This is a genomic window from Streptococcus suis (assembly GCF_046032535.1).
Lineage (GTDB): Bacteria > Bacillota > Bacilli > Lactobacillales > Streptococcaceae > Streptococcus > Streptococcus suis_AK.
Genome location: NZ_JARQPL010000025.1, coordinates 17217 through 36600, shown reverse-complemented (window position 1 = coordinate 36600; position 19384 = coordinate 17217). Strand labels below are relative to the sequence as shown.

18 protein-coding genes and 1 pseudogene are annotated in these 19384 nt (G+C 40.5%); all 19 read left to right on the top strand.

Annotated elements, in window-relative coordinates; genetic code table 11:
• Positions 1-290 precede the first annotated feature (290 nt).
• The 19 genes and pseudogenes from tnpA (at position 291) to P7J58_RS08100 (ending at position 19298) form a co-directional block, all read left to right on the top strand.
• Positions 291-785, top strand: a pseudogene (gene tnpA / locus P7J58_RS08190) (IS200/IS605 family transposase).
• 209 nt (positions 786-994) lie between these two features.
• Positions 995-1897 (top strand): helix-turn-helix domain-containing protein, encoded by a 903-nt coding sequence (locus P7J58_RS08185; protein WP_044672705.1) that lies wholly within the window; start codon positions 995-997, stop codon positions 1895-1897.
• 209 nt (positions 1898-2106) lie between these two features.
• Positions 2107-3327 (top strand): bifunctional folylpolyglutamate synthase/dihydrofolate synthase, encoded by a 1221-nt coding sequence (locus tag P7J58_RS08180; RefSeq protein ID WP_408556098.1) that lies wholly within the window; start codon positions 2107-2109, stop codon positions 3325-3327.
• A gap of 190 nt (positions 3328-3517) precedes the next feature.
• Complete coding sequence (locus tag P7J58_RS08175; RefSeq protein ID WP_408556097.1) at positions 3518-5041, top strand: quinol oxidase; 1524 nt, start codon at positions 3518-3520, stop codon at positions 5039-5041.
• 117 nt (positions 5042-5158) lie between these two features.
• Entirely contained in the window at positions 5159-7102 is a 1944-nt protein-coding gene (gene mutL / locus P7J58_RS08170) for a DNA mismatch repair endonuclease MutL (protein ID WP_408540504.1), read from the top strand.
• Between the two features lie 73 nt (positions 7103-7175).
• A complete protein-coding gene (locus P7J58_RS08165; protein ID WP_024399282.1) occupies positions 7176-7541 on the top strand; it encodes a helix-turn-helix domain-containing protein in 366 nt (121 codons plus the stop codon).
• A 14-nt stretch (positions 7542-7555) separates the two neighbouring features.
• Positions 7556-8203 (top strand): lysostaphin resistance A-like protein, encoded by a 648-nt coding sequence (locus P7J58_RS08160; RefSeq protein WP_408556096.1) that lies wholly within the window; start codon positions 7556-7558, stop codon positions 8201-8203.
• A 76-nt stretch (positions 8204-8279) separates the two neighbouring features.
• Positions 8280-8870: a Holliday junction branch migration protein RuvA gene (ruvA, locus tag P7J58_RS08155; RefSeq protein ID WP_105100574.1), complete on the top strand. Its 591-nt coding sequence runs from the start codon at positions 8280-8282 to the stop codon at positions 8868-8870.
• Between the two features lie 643 nt (positions 8871-9513).
• Positions 9514-10083, top strand: coding sequence for a DNA-3-methyladenine glycosylase I (locus tag P7J58_RS08150; protein ID WP_408556095.1), 570 nt, complete (start codon positions 9514-9516; stop codon positions 10081-10083).
• Positions 10084-10119: 36 nt separating this feature from the next.
• A complete protein-coding gene (locus P7J58_RS08145) occupies positions 10120-11301 on the top strand; it encodes a competence/damage-inducible protein A (RefSeq protein ID WP_408556094.1) in 1182 nt (393 codons plus the stop codon).
• Between the two features lie 51 nt (positions 11302-11352).
• Positions 11353-12504: a recombinase RecA gene (gene recA, locus P7J58_RS08140; protein WP_004195473.1), complete on the top strand. Its 1152-nt coding sequence runs from the start codon at positions 11353-11355 to the stop codon at positions 12502-12504.
• 159 nt (positions 12505-12663) lie between these two features.
• On the top strand, positions 12664-13062 hold the full coding sequence (spx, locus tag P7J58_RS08135) for a transcriptional regulator Spx (protein WP_004195475.1): 399 nt from the start codon (positions 12664-12666) through the stop codon (positions 13060-13062).
• Positions 13063-13168: 106 nt separating this feature from the next.
• Positions 13169-13435, top strand: coding sequence for an IreB family regulatory phosphoprotein (locus P7J58_RS08130; protein ID WP_004195477.1), 267 nt, complete (start codon positions 13169-13171; stop codon positions 13433-13435).
• On the top strand, positions 13435-13854 hold the full coding sequence (ruvX, locus tag P7J58_RS08125; RefSeq protein WP_079267687.1) for a Holliday junction resolvase RuvX: 420 nt from the start codon (positions 13435-13437) through the stop codon (positions 13852-13854). Before P7J58_RS08130 ends, ruvX begins: the two co-directional genes overlap by 1 nt.
• An 11-nt stretch (positions 13855-13865) precedes the next feature.
• Positions 13866-14183 (top strand): DUF1292 domain-containing protein, encoded by a 318-nt coding sequence (locus tag P7J58_RS08120; RefSeq protein ID WP_004195480.1) that lies wholly within the window; start codon positions 13866-13868, stop codon positions 14181-14183.
• A gap of 316 nt (positions 14184-14499) precedes the next feature.
• Positions 14500-15045, top strand: coding sequence for a nucleotidyltransferase family protein (locus tag P7J58_RS08115; RefSeq protein ID WP_408556093.1), 546 nt, complete (start codon positions 14500-14502; stop codon positions 15043-15045).
• A 100-nt stretch (positions 15046-15145) separates the two neighbouring features.
• Positions 15146-15616, top strand: a complete 471-nt coding sequence (locus tag P7J58_RS08110; RefSeq protein ID WP_408556092.1) for a sigma-70 family RNA polymerase sigma factor — start codon at positions 15146-15148, stop codon at positions 15614-15616.
• A gap of 221 nt (positions 15617-15837) precedes the next feature.
• Positions 15838-16590 carry a TIR domain-containing protein gene (locus P7J58_RS08105; RefSeq protein WP_408556091.1) on the top strand — a complete coding sequence of 251 codons (753 nt, stop codon included), beginning with the start codon at positions 15838-15840 and terminating at the stop codon, positions 16588-16590.
• Positions 16587-19298 (top strand): SEC10/PgrA surface exclusion domain-containing protein, encoded by a 2712-nt coding sequence (locus tag P7J58_RS08100; protein ID WP_408556090.1) that lies wholly within the window; start codon positions 16587-16589, stop codon positions 19296-19298. The genes P7J58_RS08105 and P7J58_RS08100 overlap by 4 nt, the downstream gene beginning before the upstream one ends.
• Positions 19299-19384 lie beyond the last annotated feature (86 nt).

The window sequence follows — 19384 nt, the reverse complement described above, 5'->3', positions numbered from 1 at the left end:
AAAAAACCTCCTTTTTGTGCGCCCTAAATACAAAAACTATTCCCGTTTGGTCATCAATTGCTCGGACGGGAATAGTTTTAAATGCTTAACTTAATGACATTGGGCGTAAAACCGTTTGTTTTTTTTTGTTATGGCTTCGAGCCAGTTTTTCTCGTAGAGAAAAACAAAAGAAAACCACCAGCTATGCTGGTGGCTGCCAAGGCTTTGAGCCTCCATTTCTTTTTCCTGTTATAATCTAATTGTTCAGGTTAGATAAGGAGGAGTAAACTAGTCCAGTGGACTAGTTTAGCATGGCTAAAACCAGTTACAGTTTATCACATACCAAATGGATGTGCAAATATCACATAGTTTTCACACCTAAGTACCGTAGAAAATCCATTTACTACAAAATAAGGCAGGACTTAATTGATATTTTCCGTCATCTATGTCGATACAAAGGCGTGGAAATCATTGAGGGACACATGATGCCAGACCATGTTCATATGCTTGTCTTGATACCCCAAAAACTTTCGATTTCCGATTTTATGGGATATTTGAAAAGTAAAAGTGCTCTAATGATATTTGATAAACACGCTAATTTGAAATATAAGTACGGAAATCGAAAGTTTTTGGCTAGAGGCTACTATGTTAGTACGGTTGGGCTGAACGAAAATACAGTTGCGAAATATATTCGCGAGTAAACAACTAATCTGGGAGATTAGTTGTTCAATGACATTGCACTTGATAAATTGAGTGTCAAAGAGTATGAAAATCCATTTTCAGATGGCAGTTTTAGAACAAGATAAAAGCCCGTTGTTACGGGCATTAGTCAAGTAATTATAGCACTAACCTGAACGAAGTTCAGCGAACGTCTTTAGACGTCGATGGGGAGAAACGACTTATAGCCGGTGTACAAGCCACCCGTTTTCACGGGTGGTTATGACTTTGGTTAGATAGTATGGAGTTTGTATAAGTTTTTTGCTATAATTGATAAAAGTATATTCGGAGGTATTTTATGAACGATAAGGAATTTGGACAACGTGTACGTCAACTTCGAGAAACCGCTAGTCTGACACGTGAACAGTTTTGCGATGACGAACTTGAGCTCTCCGTCCGCCAATTAACCCGTATCGAAGCAGGCACTTCCAAGCCGACTTTTTCAAAAATCCAATATATCGCAACCCGCTTAGGCATGGGGCTCTACGAGCTTATGCCAGATTACGTGTCGCTACCTGAACGATATTCCAAACTGAAGTTTGATGTACTTCGTACACCGACTTATGAAAATGAGGAATTGATGGAAAAACGGGCAGATATGATGACAGAAATCTATGATGACTATTATGATGACTTGCCTGAAGAAGAGAAAATAGCGATAGATGCTATTCAATCTACAATTGATGTACTTGAAACGAGGACTGCAGAATTTGGTCAAGATATTCTAAATGACTATTTTGAGCAGATACAAAGAAAAAAACAATTTTCAGCCAATGATTTATTAATCATTCGACTATTTTTAATGAATTTAAGGATGGAAGTCAAACAGGAGAATGACTTTCAACGCTTTTTAGAGTTGGTTGAAAAATTTCCAGGTCAAATAGAATTAGTTGAGTCTGGTGATTTATTTATTTTAAGGGATGTGATGATAACTTCTGTTGGACTTTTAGGACAAAATGAGGAATATCGTTACATTCCATCCCTCTTTGATGCACTTGATAAGTTAATGCAGAAGACCCAAGATTTTCAAAAGAAACCCATTCTCAATCTGCTTAAGTGGAAATATGAGTTGTTAATAAATAAAGATAAGGTTGCAGCTACTGCCTTGTATGAAGAAGCGCTTCTTTTTGCAAGATTAATTGGCAATGCGCACCTAATTGATAAATTAGAAGAGGATTGGAGGAAAGATAGTCAATTATAGGACTTTTTTGTCCTGTTGGAAAAAGTTTTCAAGTTGTAAAATTGTCTTATCAAATAAAGGAGATAGAACAATGTTTGCAATTTTTACAAAAATTTTTCCACTTGGAGATTTTTCAACACACTGGTGGAACCAATAATTTTCTGATTATTATCAAAAGCCAACATCTGTTAGGCTTTTTTGCTATACTAGACAATATATAGGAGGTGGCTATGTTAGAAAATTGGTTAAACACCAAGCAAGGTCAAGTGTTTCATTATAAGATGGAAAAGATTGAGTATGCCTTAGAACTGCTAGGAAATCCCCAGTTTGCAGTGCCAGTCATTCACGTAGCTGGAACCAACGGCAAGGGGTCGACCATTGCCTTTCTGCGCCAGCTATTTCAGGCACATGGCTTGCGTGTCGGTAGTTTTGTATCTCCCCATATGGTGAGCGTACACGACAGGATTTGTATTGACAGCCAGCCCATTTCAGACCATGATTTTCAGTGCTATTTACAGAAAGTCTACGATTTGGAGCAGGAAGTTGCCGCTCGCTATGAGCCTTTTCGCTATTTTGAGGTCATGGTGCTCATTATGTTCCTCTATTTCCAGGACCAGCAGCCAGATTTGGCGCTAGTAGAGGTAGGTATCGGCGGACTTTTGGATACGACCAACGTCGTGGCACCAGCTCTAAGCCTTATCACCTCCATCGGCATGGACCATCAGGATTTATTAGGCTCGACTTTAGGGGAAATAGCAGAGCAGAAAGCAGGGATTATCAAGGAAAACGTACCTGTCGTCTTAGGACCACTTTCTCCAGACACCACAGCCATCTGTCGCCAAATTGCCCAAGACAAACAAGCCTCTGTCCACCAATTTGGTCAGGAGTTCACCTATAAAGCAGGACAGTTCAGCAATGCGGACTTGGAACTGTCAGAATTGGTTCTAGGCTTGGCAGGCCATCACCAAGAAGAGAATGCGGCCGTAGCCCTACAAACTTTTCTACTCTATATGACCAATATCCAAAAAGACATTCAACCTCAGTTGATTCAACAAGCCCTTGCCCAAACCAACTGGCCAGGTCGTTTGGAATTGGTAGTTCAAGAGCCAAAAATCTATTTGGACGGGGCCCACAATGTCCCCGCTATCGAACGTTTGGTTGAATTTATTCAGGTACAAGATGAACCTGTCACCATTCTCTTTTCAGCCCTTAGGCGCAAGGATTTTCAAGAAATGCTTGAATTATTAGAAGAAAAATTGCCACATACTCCCCTTGTACTAACCAGCTTTGCCTATGATGGTGCCTTGTCTGAGGAAAACCGACAAGGACGAGATTATGTTGAGAATTATCAGCAGTTTATAGAAGACTGGCAATCTAGCGAGCAAGGTATGTTGATTGTCACAGGCTCTCTCTACTTTATCTCAGAAGTTCGTCGGATTTTTAAAAAATGAATATCTTTTTGCGAATAAATAGGTATGACACATGCAGAAACAGTAGCCTTTTTAAAGGAATTTGAAAAAACCAAACGCCATACCTTCCGTCAATTAGAGCAGTTTGCAAAAATTTCCAGAACTCCCGATAGGAAATGACATCGGGAGTGCTTTTTGATATAATAAGGAAAGCAAATCTAAGGAGAAGAAAATGACAGAATTAGATGTAGTTTCGGACGTAGTTACTCATCCTGAGGAAACTTATCGGCGTAGTCGTAGAGCATCACGCAGACAGCAAGTGCAACTGAATGGTGAATTTCATGAAAGAGTATTAAAGACAAAGTATTGGCCAGCTCTTGTTTGGAGCTTAGTTTTAAGTATTTTTAGCGTAGCCAATCCACTGCTAATGCCATTTGCAACCAATATACAAACTCAAAATTTATATGCAGGGATGGCAATGGCAAATGGACAAATCCCTTATGGTGATTTCTTTGGTACAAGCGGGTTATTATTCTACTTACTTGCTTTCTTAGGTCATCTGGGAGGGACTTTCATTATCTTTGGAATCCTCCAGTTTATAGCATTACTGATAGCGGGAATCTATTTCTATAAGATTGTAGCTTATTTTAGTCAGTCAGAACACCTAGCGACAAGTTCTAGTCATTGGTTCTATGTATTTATTTTTGCACTTGGTTTTGGAGGGATGTATGCAGAAATGTTTGCTCTTCCGTTTCTTTTGACTAGTGTGTGGTTTCTGGTCCGCTATTTTGAAAATGCAGTGCGTGATGAGGCATTTATCCTCTACGGAATCGATGCGGCATTGGTATTTTTAATTTACCCAAAAAGTCTGATCCTTTGGTTAGTTGCAGGTCTAGTTTTATTTATTTTTAATATCCAACACCGCCAAGTTACTCGAGGAATCTATCAATTATTAGCGACCATTTTTGGTTTTCTTCTGATTCTATATGCGGTAGGTTATTATGCTTTTGAGGCGCAGATTCTGGGGACAGCTATTCAACAAACTTTCCTTTATAACTTACAGTTAGACTTTCACCATTCCTATCTATATTTAGACTTGGCGATTGTGTCTGTATTTTTACTCTTATCTGGATTCTTTAAAAGTTTCATCCAAATGCTGTTTTCTTTCAAACAAGGAAGACATACCTATATCAAAGTTCTCCTATTATTGACTTTCTTAGTTCAATGTGTCTTTATTATTGGGAATGCTAATTTTCAATGGAGCCAACTCATTCTTCTTTTACCGTATGGTTTTGCGATGTCAGTCGTTTACCTGCGTGATGAGGATGTAGAAGATTATCGTGGGTATTTGCGTCGTCAATTCTTTCTTCCGTTAGCTATTTGCTTGGGTATTATCGCTCAACCTGCTTATCTTTATTTGGTACAGGGAGATTTGAGAACTGACCGTGAACAAGTTGCCAATTACATTGGTGAACAAACAAAAGATTCGGATAAGATTTATGTTTGGGATAATAGCGCAAGCATCTATCTTTCAAGTCAACGTTTATCTGCCGCAACGATTACTACAGCAGAACCCTATCTGAATACTGACGACAATAAAAATAGCTTGCTGTATGACATCAATAAAAATGAGGCAAAATTTGTAGTCGTCAATAAGACTTTGCCAATTCTAGATGAAATCAAGACAAATTTAGAATCACAGTACCAGTCTGTTCAGACAACGGACTACTTTACGATTTATCAAAAGAATGAATGATTGCTCAGGCAGTCATTTTTTCTTTAGCCTATCTGGGAAAAGGAGGGAAAGTGGATATGTGGTATAATGGAAAAATAAGCATTCGGGAAAAATTATTAAAGAAATGTAGGAGAAATGATGTCACATATTATTGAACTACCAGAAATACTAGCCAACCAGATTGCGGCTGGTGAGGTCATTGAGCGACCAGCCAGTGTGGTTAAGGAGTTGGTGGAAAATTCCATTGACGCAGGGGCTAGTCAGATTGAAATTAGTGTTGAAGAGGCTGGCCTTAAAATGATTCAAATTACGGATAACGGTGAGGGGATTGCCCCTGATGAAGTAGCGCTTGCCCTCCGCCGTCACGCTACTAGTAAGATAAAAAATCAATCGGATTTGTTTCGTATTCGCACCCTCGGTTTTCGTGGAGAAGCTCTGCCCTCCATTGCTTCTGTCAGTCATATGATCATTGAGACAGCTACGGCAGACTCTGCACACGGACTTCATTTGGAGGCCAAAGGTGGTGTCATCGAGAAAGAGGAGCCAGTTAGTCGTCCAGTTGGTACGCAGATTACTGTTTCGGATTTATTTTACAATACCCCTGCTCGTCTCAAATACGTTCGCAGTCAACAGGCTGAATTATCACATATTGTTGATGTTGTAAATCGATTGAGTCTAGCTCATCCGGAAATAGCTTTTGCTTTAGTAAACGAAGGACGAGAATTAATTAGAACTGCAGGAACGGGCAAGCTTCGTCAAGCTATTTCAGGGATTTACGGTATCGCGTCTGCCAAAAAAATGGTGGAGATAGAAGCCGAAGACTTGGATTTTCACGTTTCAGGTTACGTTTCCTTGCCAGAATTGACCCGTGCCAACCGCAACTACATTTCCATTTTCATCAATGGTCGCTACATCAAGAACTTTCTGCTAAACCGTGCTATTTTGGAAGGTTACGGTAGTAAATTGATGGTAGGTCGTTTTCCGCTGGCTGTGATTTCCATTGAGATTGACCCCTATCTTGCTGATGTCAATGTCCATCCGACCAAGCAAGAGGTCCGTATTTCCAAGGAAAAGGAACTGATGACCCTGATTCGCGAGGCTATTATTAAGGCTCTCAAGGAACAGGATTTAATTCCCGATGCCCTTGAAAACCTAGCTCAGTCTAGCACCCGTCCGAGGGTAAAGGTCAAGGCAGAGCAAGGAACCTTGCCTCTCAAGGAAAGTAATCTTTACTATGATACTGTCAAACAGGATTTTTTCCTCAAACCGGAAGTGGTGTCCGAAGACATCAAGCCTTTGGAGGAAGACAAACAGACTCCTCAAGAAGTACCTGAGGAGAATGCGGTCAAGTCTGTCCAATTTGCAGAACGCCAATCAGCTGAAAGTGAGGACCAAGAACACCCTAACCTAAGTGCTAAAGAATTGGCTAAATTAGCAGATAAATTAGACCAAGAAGAAACCTCAACCTTCCCAGAGCTAGAGTATTTTGGTCAAATGCATGGGACGTATTTATTTGCGCAAGGTAAGACAGGACTTTATATCATTGACCAGCATGCCGCACAAGAGAGGGTCAAATACGAATACTACCGTGAGAAAATTGGACAAGTTGACAATTCAGCTCAACAGTTATTGGTGCCGTATATTTTTGAATTTCCGCAGAATGATGCCCTTGACCTCGTCCACAAAATGGATGCCCTTCGTCAAGTTGGTGTCAACTTGGAAGAATATGGATCTAATCAATTTATTCTGCGTGAACATCCTATTTGGATGAAGGAAGAGGAGATTGAGTCTGGCATTTATGAGATGTGCGACATGTTGCTCTTGACGGATCAGGTGTCAATCAAGCAGTATCGGGCAGAACTGGCTATCATGATGTCTTGTAAACGGTCGATCAAGGCTAATCATGCCTTGGATGATTATTCGGCGCGTGATTTATTGAGACAATTGTCTTACTGCCAAAATCCCTATAACTGCCCGCACGGTCGCCCAGTCTTAGTACATTTTAGCAAATCGGATATGGAAAAAATGTTCCGTCGCATTCAAGAAAATCACACGAGTTTGCGAGAGTTGGGCAAGTATTAAGGATTTTAACACCCCTGTAAAAGCATTTGGACTAGCTATTTTTACTGCCAGCTTGTAAAGTAAAGGAGGAAACATGACCAATCTTGGACAGCTCATTCACATGGAGCGAACAAAACGACAGGAATCGCAAGAAACCTTGGCAAAAGCAATCGGAGTGTCACGGCAAACAGTCTTGAACTGGGAAAAAGGTCGCACTCTACCAGATAGTGCCAGTTTAGTCAACATTGCCCGCCGTTATCACCTGTCTTTTGACCAGCTAATCGGCCTACAAGTTAAGGAGAAGAAAAGACGAGTTTGGATAAACTACCTCTTTCTCTTAATCCTATTCAGTCTGGGTATCTTTGTTGGTGGTAACGCCACTCTCTTGCTTCCTTTCCTTATCGTTTTTTTCCTCATCGGCTTCCTTATCCAAGAACTCATGTTAACCAAATCTTTATAAAGCGAGGTCATCGTATGGTCCGAAAGGATAGACTATTTATTGCATTTATTGTTCTTTGTTTGCTTAATCTGCTGATCAAATTTCACCGTTATTTAGGTCTTAGCCCGACCTATAGTCTTTATTACCAGCTTGCTAGTTTTGTCTTGCTATTTGCACTCGGCATATACCACTATAGAAAGTTGCTTTGGACTGATTTTGGAAAAATGTGGAGCTGGAAACTGCTTTATCAATTCCCTTTGTTTTATCTTGCAGATTTTTTGGTCATGTATGGAGGAAGTTTTCTCCAATACTTGATAGTGAAATCATTCCATATCTCAGAAGGTATAGGTAATGTCACAGCAGTTAATAAGATAAGCCAAATCGTCCCACTTCCAATCTTTTTGCTGATAGTGGGGATCGTCGGTCCGATTGTTGAAGAACTTTTTTATCGAAAATTTTTACAGGATAGTCTGAAAAATGTTTTAAATCCATGGTTTGCTATTGTCTTGCAAGGTTTCATTTTTGGCTTAGGGCATGCTAAATCTTTGGATAGTTCAGAAATTATCAACACGATTCCCCAGATTTGTTCGGGTATTTACTTGGGTTATCTCTATCACAGAACAGGCAATCTTTGTTATCCGATGCTCGTTCATTGTGTAGGAAACCTCTCCGTCGGATACTGAAACACGGCTTCGCTATCAATAGCGAGGCTTTTATGATACAATAATGGGACTAAATTAATATTGATTAGGAAAAAATATGTACGACTATATTAAAGGAATTTTAACAAAAATAACTGCAAAATATATTGTGGTAGAAACGCAAGGAGTAGGCTATATCTTGCAGGTTGCTAACCCCTACGCCTATTCAGGACAAGTCCAGCAAGAAGTGACTGTCTATACTCATCAGGTGATTCGTGAAGATACTCATTTGCTCTACGGATTTGCTACAGAAAATGAAAAATCTGTCTTTCTGAGTCTGATTTCAGTATCAGGTATTGGTCCAACAACGGCTCTGGCTATTATTGCTGTTGATGACAATGACGGTCTGGTGCGTGCTATTGAGCAGAAAAACATTACCTACCTGACCAAGTTTCCAAAGGTTGGCAAGAAAACAGCCCAGCAGATGATTTTGGACCTGGAAGGCAAGTTTGTCATGAGCGAAGAAGCGGGTCCTGTTCAACAAGTAGCACCATCCAGTGAAAATATCGCCCTCGAAGAAGCCATGGAAGCCATGGAAGCCCTTGGCTACCGACCAGCCGAACTCAAGAAAATCAAGAAATTCTTTGACGGCACCAACGACACCGCCGAAAACTACATCAAGTCAGCCCTTAAAATGTTGATGAAGTAATAAGATACAAAGGACGTAAAGGACAAAGAGAAAATAGGAAAACTAACGCAGAGCCTTTAGGCTCTAGGCAGGTTTATCTTTTTCTCACAGTCCTTAGTCCGTGTTCAATTAACGTACCAGTCTGATGGTTACTAAAGTAACTCATCATACTACGGCAATCGCTATTGGCGACTTGTCTAGGTACCTTACTAACTCGCCACAAAAATAATGTCGATTTTTGTGGCTCATGTCGTGACCAGATACAAAGGACGTAAAGGACAAAGAGAAGATAGACGGCCGAACAGAAATTTTGCTAGAAATTTCGTTGTGAGACCTCCGCAATGACAGCTAGGTAAGAGGCGAGTTTTAACGACGCCTTTTGCCAGATGTCAACTGCGTTATTCGGTGATATTTAGGACTTAGAGTTACGTTTTGCAAAGTATCGTAGCCGTGTTCAACTCATCATACTACGGCAATCGCTATTTGCGACTTGCCTAGGTACCTTACTAACTCGCCACAAAAATAATATCGATTTTTGTGGCTCATGTCGTGTCCAGATACTAAGGAGTTAGGTGATACGAAGTAAGTAGTGACTTTCTTTGTTTTTACTGCAACTTTTAGTAGGTGTCCAGTGCATCTTAGTTATTCCCGAAAAGGAGATGTTATGTCCCGCTGTGCTTGGGTCAATCCCAACAATCCACTCTATATTGCTTACCATGATGAAGAATGGGGCAAGCCACTTCACGATGAGCAGTCTTTGTTTGAGTTGCTTTGCTTGGAATCCTACCAAGCAGGACTTTCCTGGGAAATTGTTCTCAATAAACGCCAGGCTTTTCGCTCTGCCTTTTTCAACTACGATGTTCAAAAGGTGGCAGCTATGACAGACAGCGAGTTAGACGGTCTTCTGAGCAATCCAGATATCATTCGCCACAAGGCAAAGCTGTACGCTACCCGCGCCAATGCTCAGGCCTTTCTTCGAGTACAGGAGGAATTCGGTACGTTTGATACGTATCTTTGGGAATGGGTTAACTTTACATCTATCGACAACCCTGTCAAGTCCTTCCGAGAATTGCCGACCAAGAACGACTTGTCTGAGCGAATTTCAAAAGATTTGAAGAAACGAGGTTTCAAGTTTGTAGGACCTGTCTGTATTTACTCCTATTTGCAGGCAGCAGGTCTGTTGAATGAACATGAAGAAACTTGCGAGATTGGAAAGAAATTACGAACTAATTAGATGAGCGAGCAATCGCACCTTAGACAGAGGAGGAATATGAAAGCAGAACTAATCGCCGTTGGGACGGAGATTTTGACAGGCCAAATCGTTAATACAAACGCCAAGTTCCTTTCGGAGAAATGTGCAGAGCTGGGAATTGATGTTTATTTCCACACAGCTGTTGGAGATAATGAACAGAGGCTTTTGTCTGTACTGGAGATAGCCAGCAAGCGTAGTGAGCTAGTCATTCTCTGTGGAGGACTTGGTCCAACAGAAGATGACTTGACCAAGCAGACCCTGGCGACCTTCTTAGGTAGAAATCTTGTGTTTGATGAGTTGGCTATGGCAAAATTAGACCGTTTCTTTGCCAGTCGCCCAGGTCGTGTCCGTACACCAAATAATGAACGTCAGGCACAGATTGTGGAGGGAAGTCAGGCGCTTCAGAATCCAGCTGGTTTAGCTGTTGGTGGTATGATTGAGCAAGATGGTGTAACCTATATTGTTTTGCCTGGCCCACCAAGTGAGCTCAAGGCCATGTTTTCTGAGAGTCTCTTACCTTTACTGTCCCAATCTCAGCAGCAACTTTATTCGCGTGTCCTACGCTTTTTTGGCATTGGTGAAAGCCAGTTAGTGACTGTTTTGGCGGACTTGATTGACAAGCAGACAGACCCAACTCTTGCTCCTTATGCAAAAGTTGGAGAGGTGACTTTACGCTTGTCCACCAAAGCGACCAGCCAAGAAGAAGCAAATCTACGTTTAAATCAGTTGGAAGAAGAAATCTTACAACATGACAAACTGGCAGACTATTTCTATGCCTACGGAGAGGACAATAGTTTGGCTCAAACGGTAGCGACTCGTTTGGCGGAGAAAAGACAAACCATCGCTATCGTCGAACAGGGGACGGGTGGTCTCTTGCAAGCTGAATTGAGTTTGGCTTTGGCTGATCAGCCGTATTTTAGCGGAGGGAAAGTCATCGGTCAGCTAGGAACAGAATCGGGTAGGTTATCAGAGGAAGCTGACTGCATTCGGCAGGAGCTGCAAGCTGATTTGGGTTTGGCTGTGTCTGTGCTTATCAAACCGGAATCAACAGAGGATAACGTACTTGCAAAAGTATACCTCACTTTGGCTACGACCTCGGGTATTTCCCAAAAAGAGATAGATTTAGGTGGTTATTCGTGGCAATACCTTCGCCAGCTTGCTTGTCTGCAGGCCTGGGATTTTGTACGAAACACTTTGTGAAATAGCAGATATTTGCTATAATAGTTTGACTAAGAAAAGAGGAGAAAATCATTGGCTAAGAAACCAGGAAAAAAATTAGAAGATATTACAAAGAAATTTGGCGATGAGCGTAAAAAAGCGTTGGATGATGCCCTAAAATCAATTGAAAAAGATTTTGGTAAGGGCGCTGTCATGCGTCTTGGTGAGCGTGCTGAGCAAAAAGTTCAAGTCATGAGTTCAGGTAGCTTGTCAATCGACATTGCGCTTGGAGCGGGTGGCTATCCGAAAGGTCGTATCATTGAGATTTATGGTCCAGAGAGCTCAGGTAAGACAACTGTTGCCCTTCATGCAGTAGCTCAAGCTCAGAAAGATGGTGGTATTGCTGCCTTTATCGATGCGGAACACGCCTTGGATCCAGCCTATGCAGCAGCTCTTGGTGTCAATATTGATGAGTTACTCTTGTCACAGCCAGACTCAGGGGAGCAAGGTCTTGAAATTGCAGGCAAACTGATCGACTCTGGTGCGGTTGACTTGGTTGTTGTTGACTCGGTTGCAGCCCTTGTACCTCGTGCAGAAATCGACGGTGATATTGGTGATAGTCATGTTGGTTTGCAGGCTCGTATGATGAGTCAGGCCATGCGCAAACTCGGAGCATCTATCAACAAAACTAAGACAGTAGCTATTTTCATCAACCAATTACGTGAAAAAGTCGGTGTCATGTTTGGTAACCCCGAAACAACACCTGGTGGTCGTGCGCTTAAATTCTATGCATCTGTCCGTATGGATGTTCGTGGAAACACACAAATCAAAGGAACAGGCGATAAGAAAGACCAAAATGTTGGTAAGGAAACCAAGGTGAAGATTGTGAAGAACAAGGTGGCTCCACCGTTTAAAGAGGTTGTTGTTGAAATCATGTACGGTGAAGGAATTTCTCGCACAGGAGAATTGATTGAGATTGGTAGCAACCTCGGCATCATCCAAAAAGCAGGTGCTTGGTATTCATATAATGGAGAAAAAATTGGTCAAGGTTCTGAAAATGCTAAGAAATTCTTAGCAGATAATCCAGCAATCTTTGATGAAATTGACCGTAAGATACGTGTTCATTATGGATTGATTGAAGGTGAGGAAGCACCAGAAGTCGTGACAGAGGAAACCCCTGTTGCAACTGAAGAAGTCCAAGATGTTATTTTAGACTTGGATGGCGGCATTGAATTAGAAGAATAAAAGCGAAAAAGTTTGGGGAGACCAAACTTTTTTCTTACCAAAACCCGAATTTTCCCCCAAAAATTTAAAGTTTTTTTAAAAATAGGTCTACAGACGGATGGAATATGTGGTATAATAGACTATAATGTGCTTACTAAGATGTAGCAAAGGAGTGACTACATGATTAAAATTTATACAGTATCTAGTTGTACTTCTTGTAAGAAAGCAAAGAACTGGTTGAATGCCCATCAATTGTCCTATAACGAACATAATCTGGCTAAAGAGGCAATCACCAAGGAAGAAATTTTAAATATTTTAACCAAGACGGAAAATGGCATTGCAAGTATTGTATCGTCAAAAAATCGCTATGCTAAGAGTTTGGATTTTGATATAGAAGATTTAAGTGTCAATGAAGTGATCGACTTGATTGCCTCTAATCCACGTATTTTGAAAAGTCCAATTCTGATTGACGAGAAACGATTGCAGGTTGGATATAAAGAAGATGACATTCGCGCCTTCTTACCGCGAGCGGTTCGAAATGTTGAAAATGCCCAAGCTCGTATGCGAGCAGCCCTATAAAGAGTAGGAAGAACTCTATTTATGGAGTTCTTTTTGCACTTTCTTTGTGCTTGTTCTAGAAATATGATATAATGAAAATGAATAAAAATTGAAAGAAGGTGTAAGTATGGGATTCACGGAAGAAACAGTTCGTTTTCGTCTGGATGACACAGATAAACAAGAAATCAGCAAGACATTGACTGGTGTTTATCGTTCGCTAGAGGAAAAGGGCTATAATCCGATTAACCAAATCATTGGCTATGTATTAAGTGGGGACCCTGCTTATATTCCTCGCTATAATGATGCCCGCAATCAGATTCGTAAGCATGAACGAGATGAAATCATTGAAGAATTGGTGCGCTACTATTTGAAAGGAAATGGGATTGACCTCTAATGAGAATAATGGGATTAGACGTCGGTTCTAAGACAGTTGGTGTAGCTATTTCAGACCCCTTAGGATTCACAGCTCAAGGTTTGGAAATCATCCCAATCGATGAAGAAAAGGGCGAATTCGGTCTGGAGCGTTTGACCGAACTTGTTGAACAATATAAGGTTGATAAATTTGTTGTCGGTTTACCTAAGAACATGAACAATACTAGCGGACCTCGTGTTGAGGCTAGTCAAGCCTATGGAAATTTATTGATTGAGCAATTCAAACTACCGGTTGATTACCAGGATGAACGTTTGACGACCGTTGCGGTAGAACGCATGTTGATTGAGCAAGCGGATATCAGCCGAGGAAAACGCAAGAAAGTTATCGATAAATTAGCAGCTCAGCTGATTTTACAAAATTATTTAGATAGAACATTTTAAAGGAGATTCTAATGGCACATCATCATGACCATGAACACGACCACAATCACGACGAGCGTGAATTGATTACTTTGGTAGACGACCAAGGTAACGAAACACTTTTTGAAATCTTATTGACGATTGACGGTCAAGAAGAGTTTGGTAAGAACTATGTTCTCTTGATTCCTGCAAGTGCAGAAGAAGATGAGAACGGAGAAGTTGAAATCCAAGCCTACTCATACATCGAAAATGAGAACGGCACAGAAGGTGACCTCCAACCAATCCCAGAAGACGCAACAGCAGAATGGGATATGATTGAAGAAGTCTTCAACAGCTTTATGGAGGAATAAAAAGGTCCAGTGGACCTTTTTATCATGAGTTTGAAAACCAAAGAACGAATTAAGGTCCAGTGGACCTTTTTATCTTTTGCTTGAAAACCAAAGAACGAATTAAGGTCCAGTGGACCTTTTTATCTTTTGCTTGAAAACAAGAGGGCCAAACTAGGTCCGGTGGACCTTTTTATCATGAGTTTGCAAATCAAAGAACGAATTAAGGTCCGGTGAATATTTTGATTTGCTCCCGTCGTTAGAATGATATTTCTAACGATTTTTTCTTATGGAAGCTCGTAAAAATAACATTATGAACAACTTGAAGGTAGAGGATTGTATGGAAGATGAGTTAGAAAGATATTTGTTAAAAGACCCTGATATCATTGAGATTTTGGGGATTGTAAAGGATTTAGACTTAGCGGATTCATGGATTTGTGCAGGAACAATTCGAAATTTTATCTGGAATCACTATCGTTTTGATAAAAATACGGATGTTGATTTTATCTTTTACGATGAAAAAATATCGCATCAAGAAACGAAAGAAATAGAAGCAAATTTGCATCAAAGATATTCGGACTATCAGTGGGAAGTTAAGAATCAAGTATTTATGCACATCCATAGCCCTGACACACCTCCATATCAATCGTCAAAAGATGCAATAGAAAAATTTCCCGAAAGGTGTACCGCAATCGGTGTCCGTCAGACAAAAAACGGGAATCTCGAAATTTTTGCACCTTATGGATTAGATGATATCTATCATTATTTAGTACGACCAACTCCTCATTTTATTGGTAATTCTAAACGTATGGACATATATAAGAAACGAATGAAAAAGAAAAACTGGAAAGAACAATGGCCTGTAATAACTATAAAATACGAATGATAAACCATATTTACTAATTAGTAGACAAAAATGTCCTGTTGGAAATCGTGCCTTTTCGATAAACTAAAACCATCAATCGACAACCAAAGGAGATGACGAGATGGAATTTGAAAAGGTCTATGATAGCGTAAAAGGGATTGTCAACAAGGCTCGAAAAGAGTACTATATTAAATTATGGGAAAAGGAAGATTGGGATCAAGAGGGCATGATGACCTTATTTGAATTATTGGAAGATCAACCGTGGTTAGCTGATGAGCAAGAACAGTTGTATTGCTATTTTAAAGTGAAATTTAGAAATCGGGTCAAAGACCGCGTACGCAGACAAGAAAGTCAGAAGCGTAAGTTTGATCGTATGCCGCATGAAGATATTCATGATTTATCTCACGTTATACAATCGCCAGGTTTAGTCAATGATGAGCTGTTAATGTTGAGAAGTGCCTTAAGAGATTATCGTAAGAATCTCAGCGATGACCAGCTTGCAAATTACGAAAAACTAATTAGTGGTCAGAGTTTCAATGGTCGTCGAAAAATGATACGCGATCTACAAATCCATTTGAAGGATTTTCGATGATAATTTGCTAAATAAAAATAAGTAAGCAAGGGAACTCCCTATAAGTATGAGCCACTCTTTGTTAATTGACTGAAACATTAAAAACCATAACAGATAAGCAGGTTTGAAAGTAGATTAAAAACCTGTTTTTTTTTTAACTTTTATTGAAAAACCTCTTGACAAAAGGAATCGGGGGGGGGGGGGGTAAAATAGTATAGCATAGTTTTATTTGGGAGGAGATTATGGCTCAAGAAAAGCATACTTTTACTTATCTAGATGAATATTTAATAAGAGAGTATTTTGACTTGAAATTAAGTAAAGAGCATCTACACCCTACCTATCCTCTGAAGCTCAAGGTCAGTACTAAAGAAATCGTGATTCAAGCAGAGACCAAGGGAGACAAGCGAACGATTCATGTTGAGAATGATACAGACGAATCTTTATTGAAAAAGTTGAGAGAATTGGATGACACCATAAAAGAGAATCAACTAGAAATTTTTGTCGTATATGGTCGTGGAAACAATGGCAGTGAACGTGATGAACTGGAGGAGCTACTAGAAAAGTGGAATTGCAAACCAATCTATCTTGATAAGCAGAAAAATGGTGGGGCAACTCTCATTGAAAAGTTAGAAAGCAACATCAATAGTAGGGAAGTTGGAATAGTGTTAGCAACACCAGATGATATTGGCTACCATGACTCAGTTGAAGGGAGGCTCAGTCCGAAGTATCGATTAAGACAGAATGTACTTTTAGAATTAGGGTGGCTAATCGGTAAATTCGGAAGACAAAATATTATCTTACTTCAAAGAAACCATAGAGACTATCCGATAGAAATCGCTAGTGACATCTATGGTGTGGTATATGTCGATTTCAAAGATTCGGTGAATGAAATTCAGACGAAGCAAGCATTAGCCAAAGAGTTGTTCCCAATACTTGTTGGCAAAGATAGTCACCTTAAAGGAAATAAAATATTTAGTAATTGGAGATTAACATGAAAAATAAAGCATTAAAAACCTTGACCTTAACCACCGTGACAGCGACTGCTTTGGTAACCCAGCAGGCTTATGCTGATGAAGTAGTAGAAGTGGCAACCTCCTCTTCCTCAAATACTGCTAATGTAGAAGTCTCATCGTCTGTAACAGCAGAGCAAGTAGCAGCCGCCAAAGCGGCCGCAGATGCAGCAGCAAATCCAGTAGCCTACCAGCAAGATTCTTTGGTGAATGCAGAAGCAGCAGCTAAGACAGCTCAAACAAATCTTGATCAAGCGGAACAGGCCTTGACCAGTGCACAAGACTTGGCGACAAATGCAACGGAAGAAACGATTGCCGCAGCAGAAAAAGCAATCGTTAGTGCAGAACAAACAGTAGTAGAGGCACAAAATCAAGTGACTAGTGCAGAGCAGGCTACGGCAATTGCTCAAGAACAAGTAGACAAGGCTCAAGCAGAGGCCAACAAGGCGAAGACCGATGCTGATTTAGCAAAATCGCAAGCTGATACTTCTAAATCAGAATTAGAGGCACTTCAAAATAGTCAAGAAGGACAAGCATTTAGTCAAGCCCAAGCAGAACTCAAAACAGCTCAAGAGGACGTCGCCAACAAAACAACTGCAGTCACAACAGCAAAGCAGAACCTTGAGCAAGCTCAAGCAGCCGATACGAAGTTGGAGACTGATAGAACTAGTGCTAATACAGTCTTAGCTGAACAGACACAAAAGGTGAAGGCAGCCCAAGACCTAGTAACGGAAAAAGAAGTGGATTTAGAGACAGCCAAGCAAAATCTAGTGGTGGCTAATGAAAAAGTGGAGGCCGTTAAACCCAAGGCGACCTATAAATTTTCAATCAATTTGCCAGACTATTTAAGAGATGCTTATGCTAATCTGGTTAAAACGGACTTTTCTAAAGACAGTATAGATGCAGCAATTCAGGCTGAAAAACGCTATTATGGTGATGTCAGGTCTTTTGATGAAAGAGATAAATTGTCATATGCGACCATCGAATCAACAGACCCGACTCTTTATGATGTTGAAAATCTAGATATAGAACAACTATTGTTGCTCAACCAGTTTGCTATTGACTACACGAACGCCTACAGACAAGTTTTAGGGATTGATAAAAAAATAGTGGGCAATGAATGGTTAATACACGTAGCAGATGTGCGTGCCCGCCTATATGAAGAAAAGTATCCAGAAGGATTTTACGGACATGATAGAGAAATCATTGCAGCAGCAAATGATGAAGTATTTGGAGAAGGCTCCTCAATGGCCTCTAATAGTAGTGAGATTCTAGCCTATCCTAACATTAGTTCATCTGGTGGACTGTATGAACAGAATACCAAATACTATACGATGTCAGAAATTCTTCATGTCATCGCCCAAGGAATTAACAGTTTTATGTTAAATGATTCCGGATCTGCTTATGGACACTTTGCCCAATTGATGACCTTTGAGGCGATGGGATTTGGCCTTTGTTTCACTTATGACTATTCTGAGGAATATCGATCAGGTGTTGGTAATTTTGTTGTTGTAGGGGCTGGAAAACGTACTACCGAGGAGTATAAGAACTGGGATATATTTGAAGAAACGGATTCTGAAATTACGCTTGGTGACCCGAAGACAAAATATATTGGTCTTGAGGGCGAAGTTCTCTATGGTTGGTCAGTAAATTTATCCAAGAAGAGTTATGAAATCTATAATCGTTTAGTTGAAAGAAATATTAGCTCGCAAGACTATAGTGCCTATGAGTCCGCACTAAAAGACCAGAATGCAGCACAGTCATCCTATAACAATGTTCAAGCTGAGTATGAAAGGGCGGCTAAAGAGTTAGCGAAAGCACAAAATGATCTATCTTCTGCTCAATCCACCTACAATGAACTTGTCAATACTGCTCTTCAAACTCCGGAAGCGAAAAAAGCTCTGGAACTAGCACAGACAGACTTAGCGTCGGCTCAAGAAGTCTTAGTAACTGCTCAAAACCAATGGCAAGCAGCAGATGTCAAGGCGAAGGCTCTCGCTACAAAGATAGCAAAAGCTCAAGCTGACTACGATAAACTATTGGCGACAGCAACTACGCTTAAAGCTCAAGCAGATGATAGAAAAGCTGAGGTAGCAACTGCCCAATCTGTCTTAACACAAGCTCAAAACAAATTGACAGAGGCACGTCAAGCGGTCGAAGGAGCTGAGCAAGGAGTAGTTTCAGCCAAGACCAATCTTTCAACGCTTAAAGAAGCACAGGTAACTCTTGCCAAAGCTCAAGCAGCCTATGCAGTAGCACAGAAGAATGCACAAGCAGCCAATCAAAGTCTTTCAGAGACTAGAGCAAAATTGGCGGACTTAAAACTAGTCTACGAAAAGGCTTATACTGACTACCTTAATCTTAAAAAACTTTATGACCTACAAACGATGGTAATCCCACAACCAACGGTTGATAGTGACAACTCTAAAGAAAACTTGGGACAAGGAGACTCTTCTCAAAACGATGTTAAGACTTCGTCTAATACCAAGGTGAAACTAGCGACAAATAAAGATTTTTCAAAAACGGATCTCAATGAGATAAGCATTGCGGCTGCGACAACAGAACATAAGTTTGCTAAAGAACAAACTCTCCCAGCTACTGGCGAGAAGGAAACTAGCTTGCTCTCTCTTTTAGGCTTAACAGCACTAGCAACAGGTCTCGGTCTGGCAGCACGTCGCCGTCAAAATGGATAAAATTTTTGAATTTTTAAGTAAAAACTCTTGCACATGCAGGAGTTTTTTGATATCATGTTCTAGTGCCGTAAAAATTACGGCTGTAG

Excerpts from the sequence above, each read along its gene's own strand:
- P7J58_RS08145 (WP_408556094.1), top strand. The coding sequence starts at position 10,120 with ATGAAAGCAGAACTAATCGCCGTTGGGACGGAGATTTTGACAGGCCAA.
- P7J58_RS08105 (WP_408556091.1), top strand. The coding sequence starts at position 15,838 with ATGGCTCAAGAAAAGCATACTTTTACTTATCTAGATGAATATTTAATA.
- P7J58_RS08120 (WP_004195480.1), top strand. The coding sequence starts at position 13,866 with ATGGCACATCATCATGACCATGAACACGACCACAATCACGACGAGCGT.
- P7J58_RS08165 (WP_024399282.1), top strand. The coding sequence starts at position 7,176 with ATGACCAATCTTGGACAGCTCATTCACATGGAGCGAACAAAACGACAG.
- P7J58_RS08160 (WP_408556096.1), top strand. The coding sequence starts at position 7,556 with ATGGTCCGAAAGGATAGACTATTTATTGCATTTATTGTTCTTTGTTTG.
- P7J58_RS08130 (WP_004195477.1), top strand. The coding sequence starts at position 13,169 with ATGGGATTCACGGAAGAAACAGTTCGTTTTCGTCTGGATGACACAGAT.
- P7J58_RS08185 (WP_044672705.1), top strand. The coding sequence starts at position 995 with ATGAACGATAAGGAATTTGGACAACGTGTACGTCAACTTCGAGAAACC.
- spx (WP_004195475.1), top strand. The coding sequence starts at position 12,664 with ATGATTAAAATTTATACAGTATCTAGTTGTACTTCTTGTAAGAAAGCA.
- P7J58_RS08150 (WP_408556095.1), top strand. The coding sequence starts at position 9,514 with ATGTCCCGCTGTGCTTGGGTCAATCCCAACAATCCACTCTATATTGCT.
- P7J58_RS08115 (WP_408556093.1), top strand. The coding sequence starts at position 14,500 with ATGGAAGATGAGTTAGAAAGATATTTGTTAAAAGACCCTGATATCATT.
- P7J58_RS08100 (WP_408556090.1), top strand. The coding sequence starts at position 16,587 with ATGAAAAATAAAGCATTAAAAACCTTGACCTTAACCACCGTGACAGCG.
- P7J58_RS08180 (WP_408556098.1), top strand. The coding sequence starts at position 2,107 with ATGTTAGAAAATTGGTTAAACACCAAGCAAGGTCAAGTGTTTCATTAT.
- mutL (WP_408540504.1), top strand. The coding sequence starts at position 5,159 with ATGTCACATATTATTGAACTACCAGAAATACTAGCCAACCAGATTGCG.
- P7J58_RS08175 (WP_408556097.1), top strand. The coding sequence starts at position 3,518 with ATGACAGAATTAGATGTAGTTTCGGACGTAGTTACTCATCCTGAGGAA.
- P7J58_RS08110 (WP_408556092.1), top strand. The coding sequence starts at position 15,146 with ATGGAATTTGAAAAGGTCTATGATAGCGTAAAAGGGATTGTCAACAAG.
- ruvA (WP_105100574.1), top strand. The coding sequence starts at position 8,280 with ATGTACGACTATATTAAAGGAATTTTAACAAAAATAACTGCAAAATAT.
- ruvX (WP_079267687.1), top strand. The coding sequence starts at position 13,435 with ATGAGAATAATGGGATTAGACGTCGGTTCTAAGACAGTTGGTGTAGCT.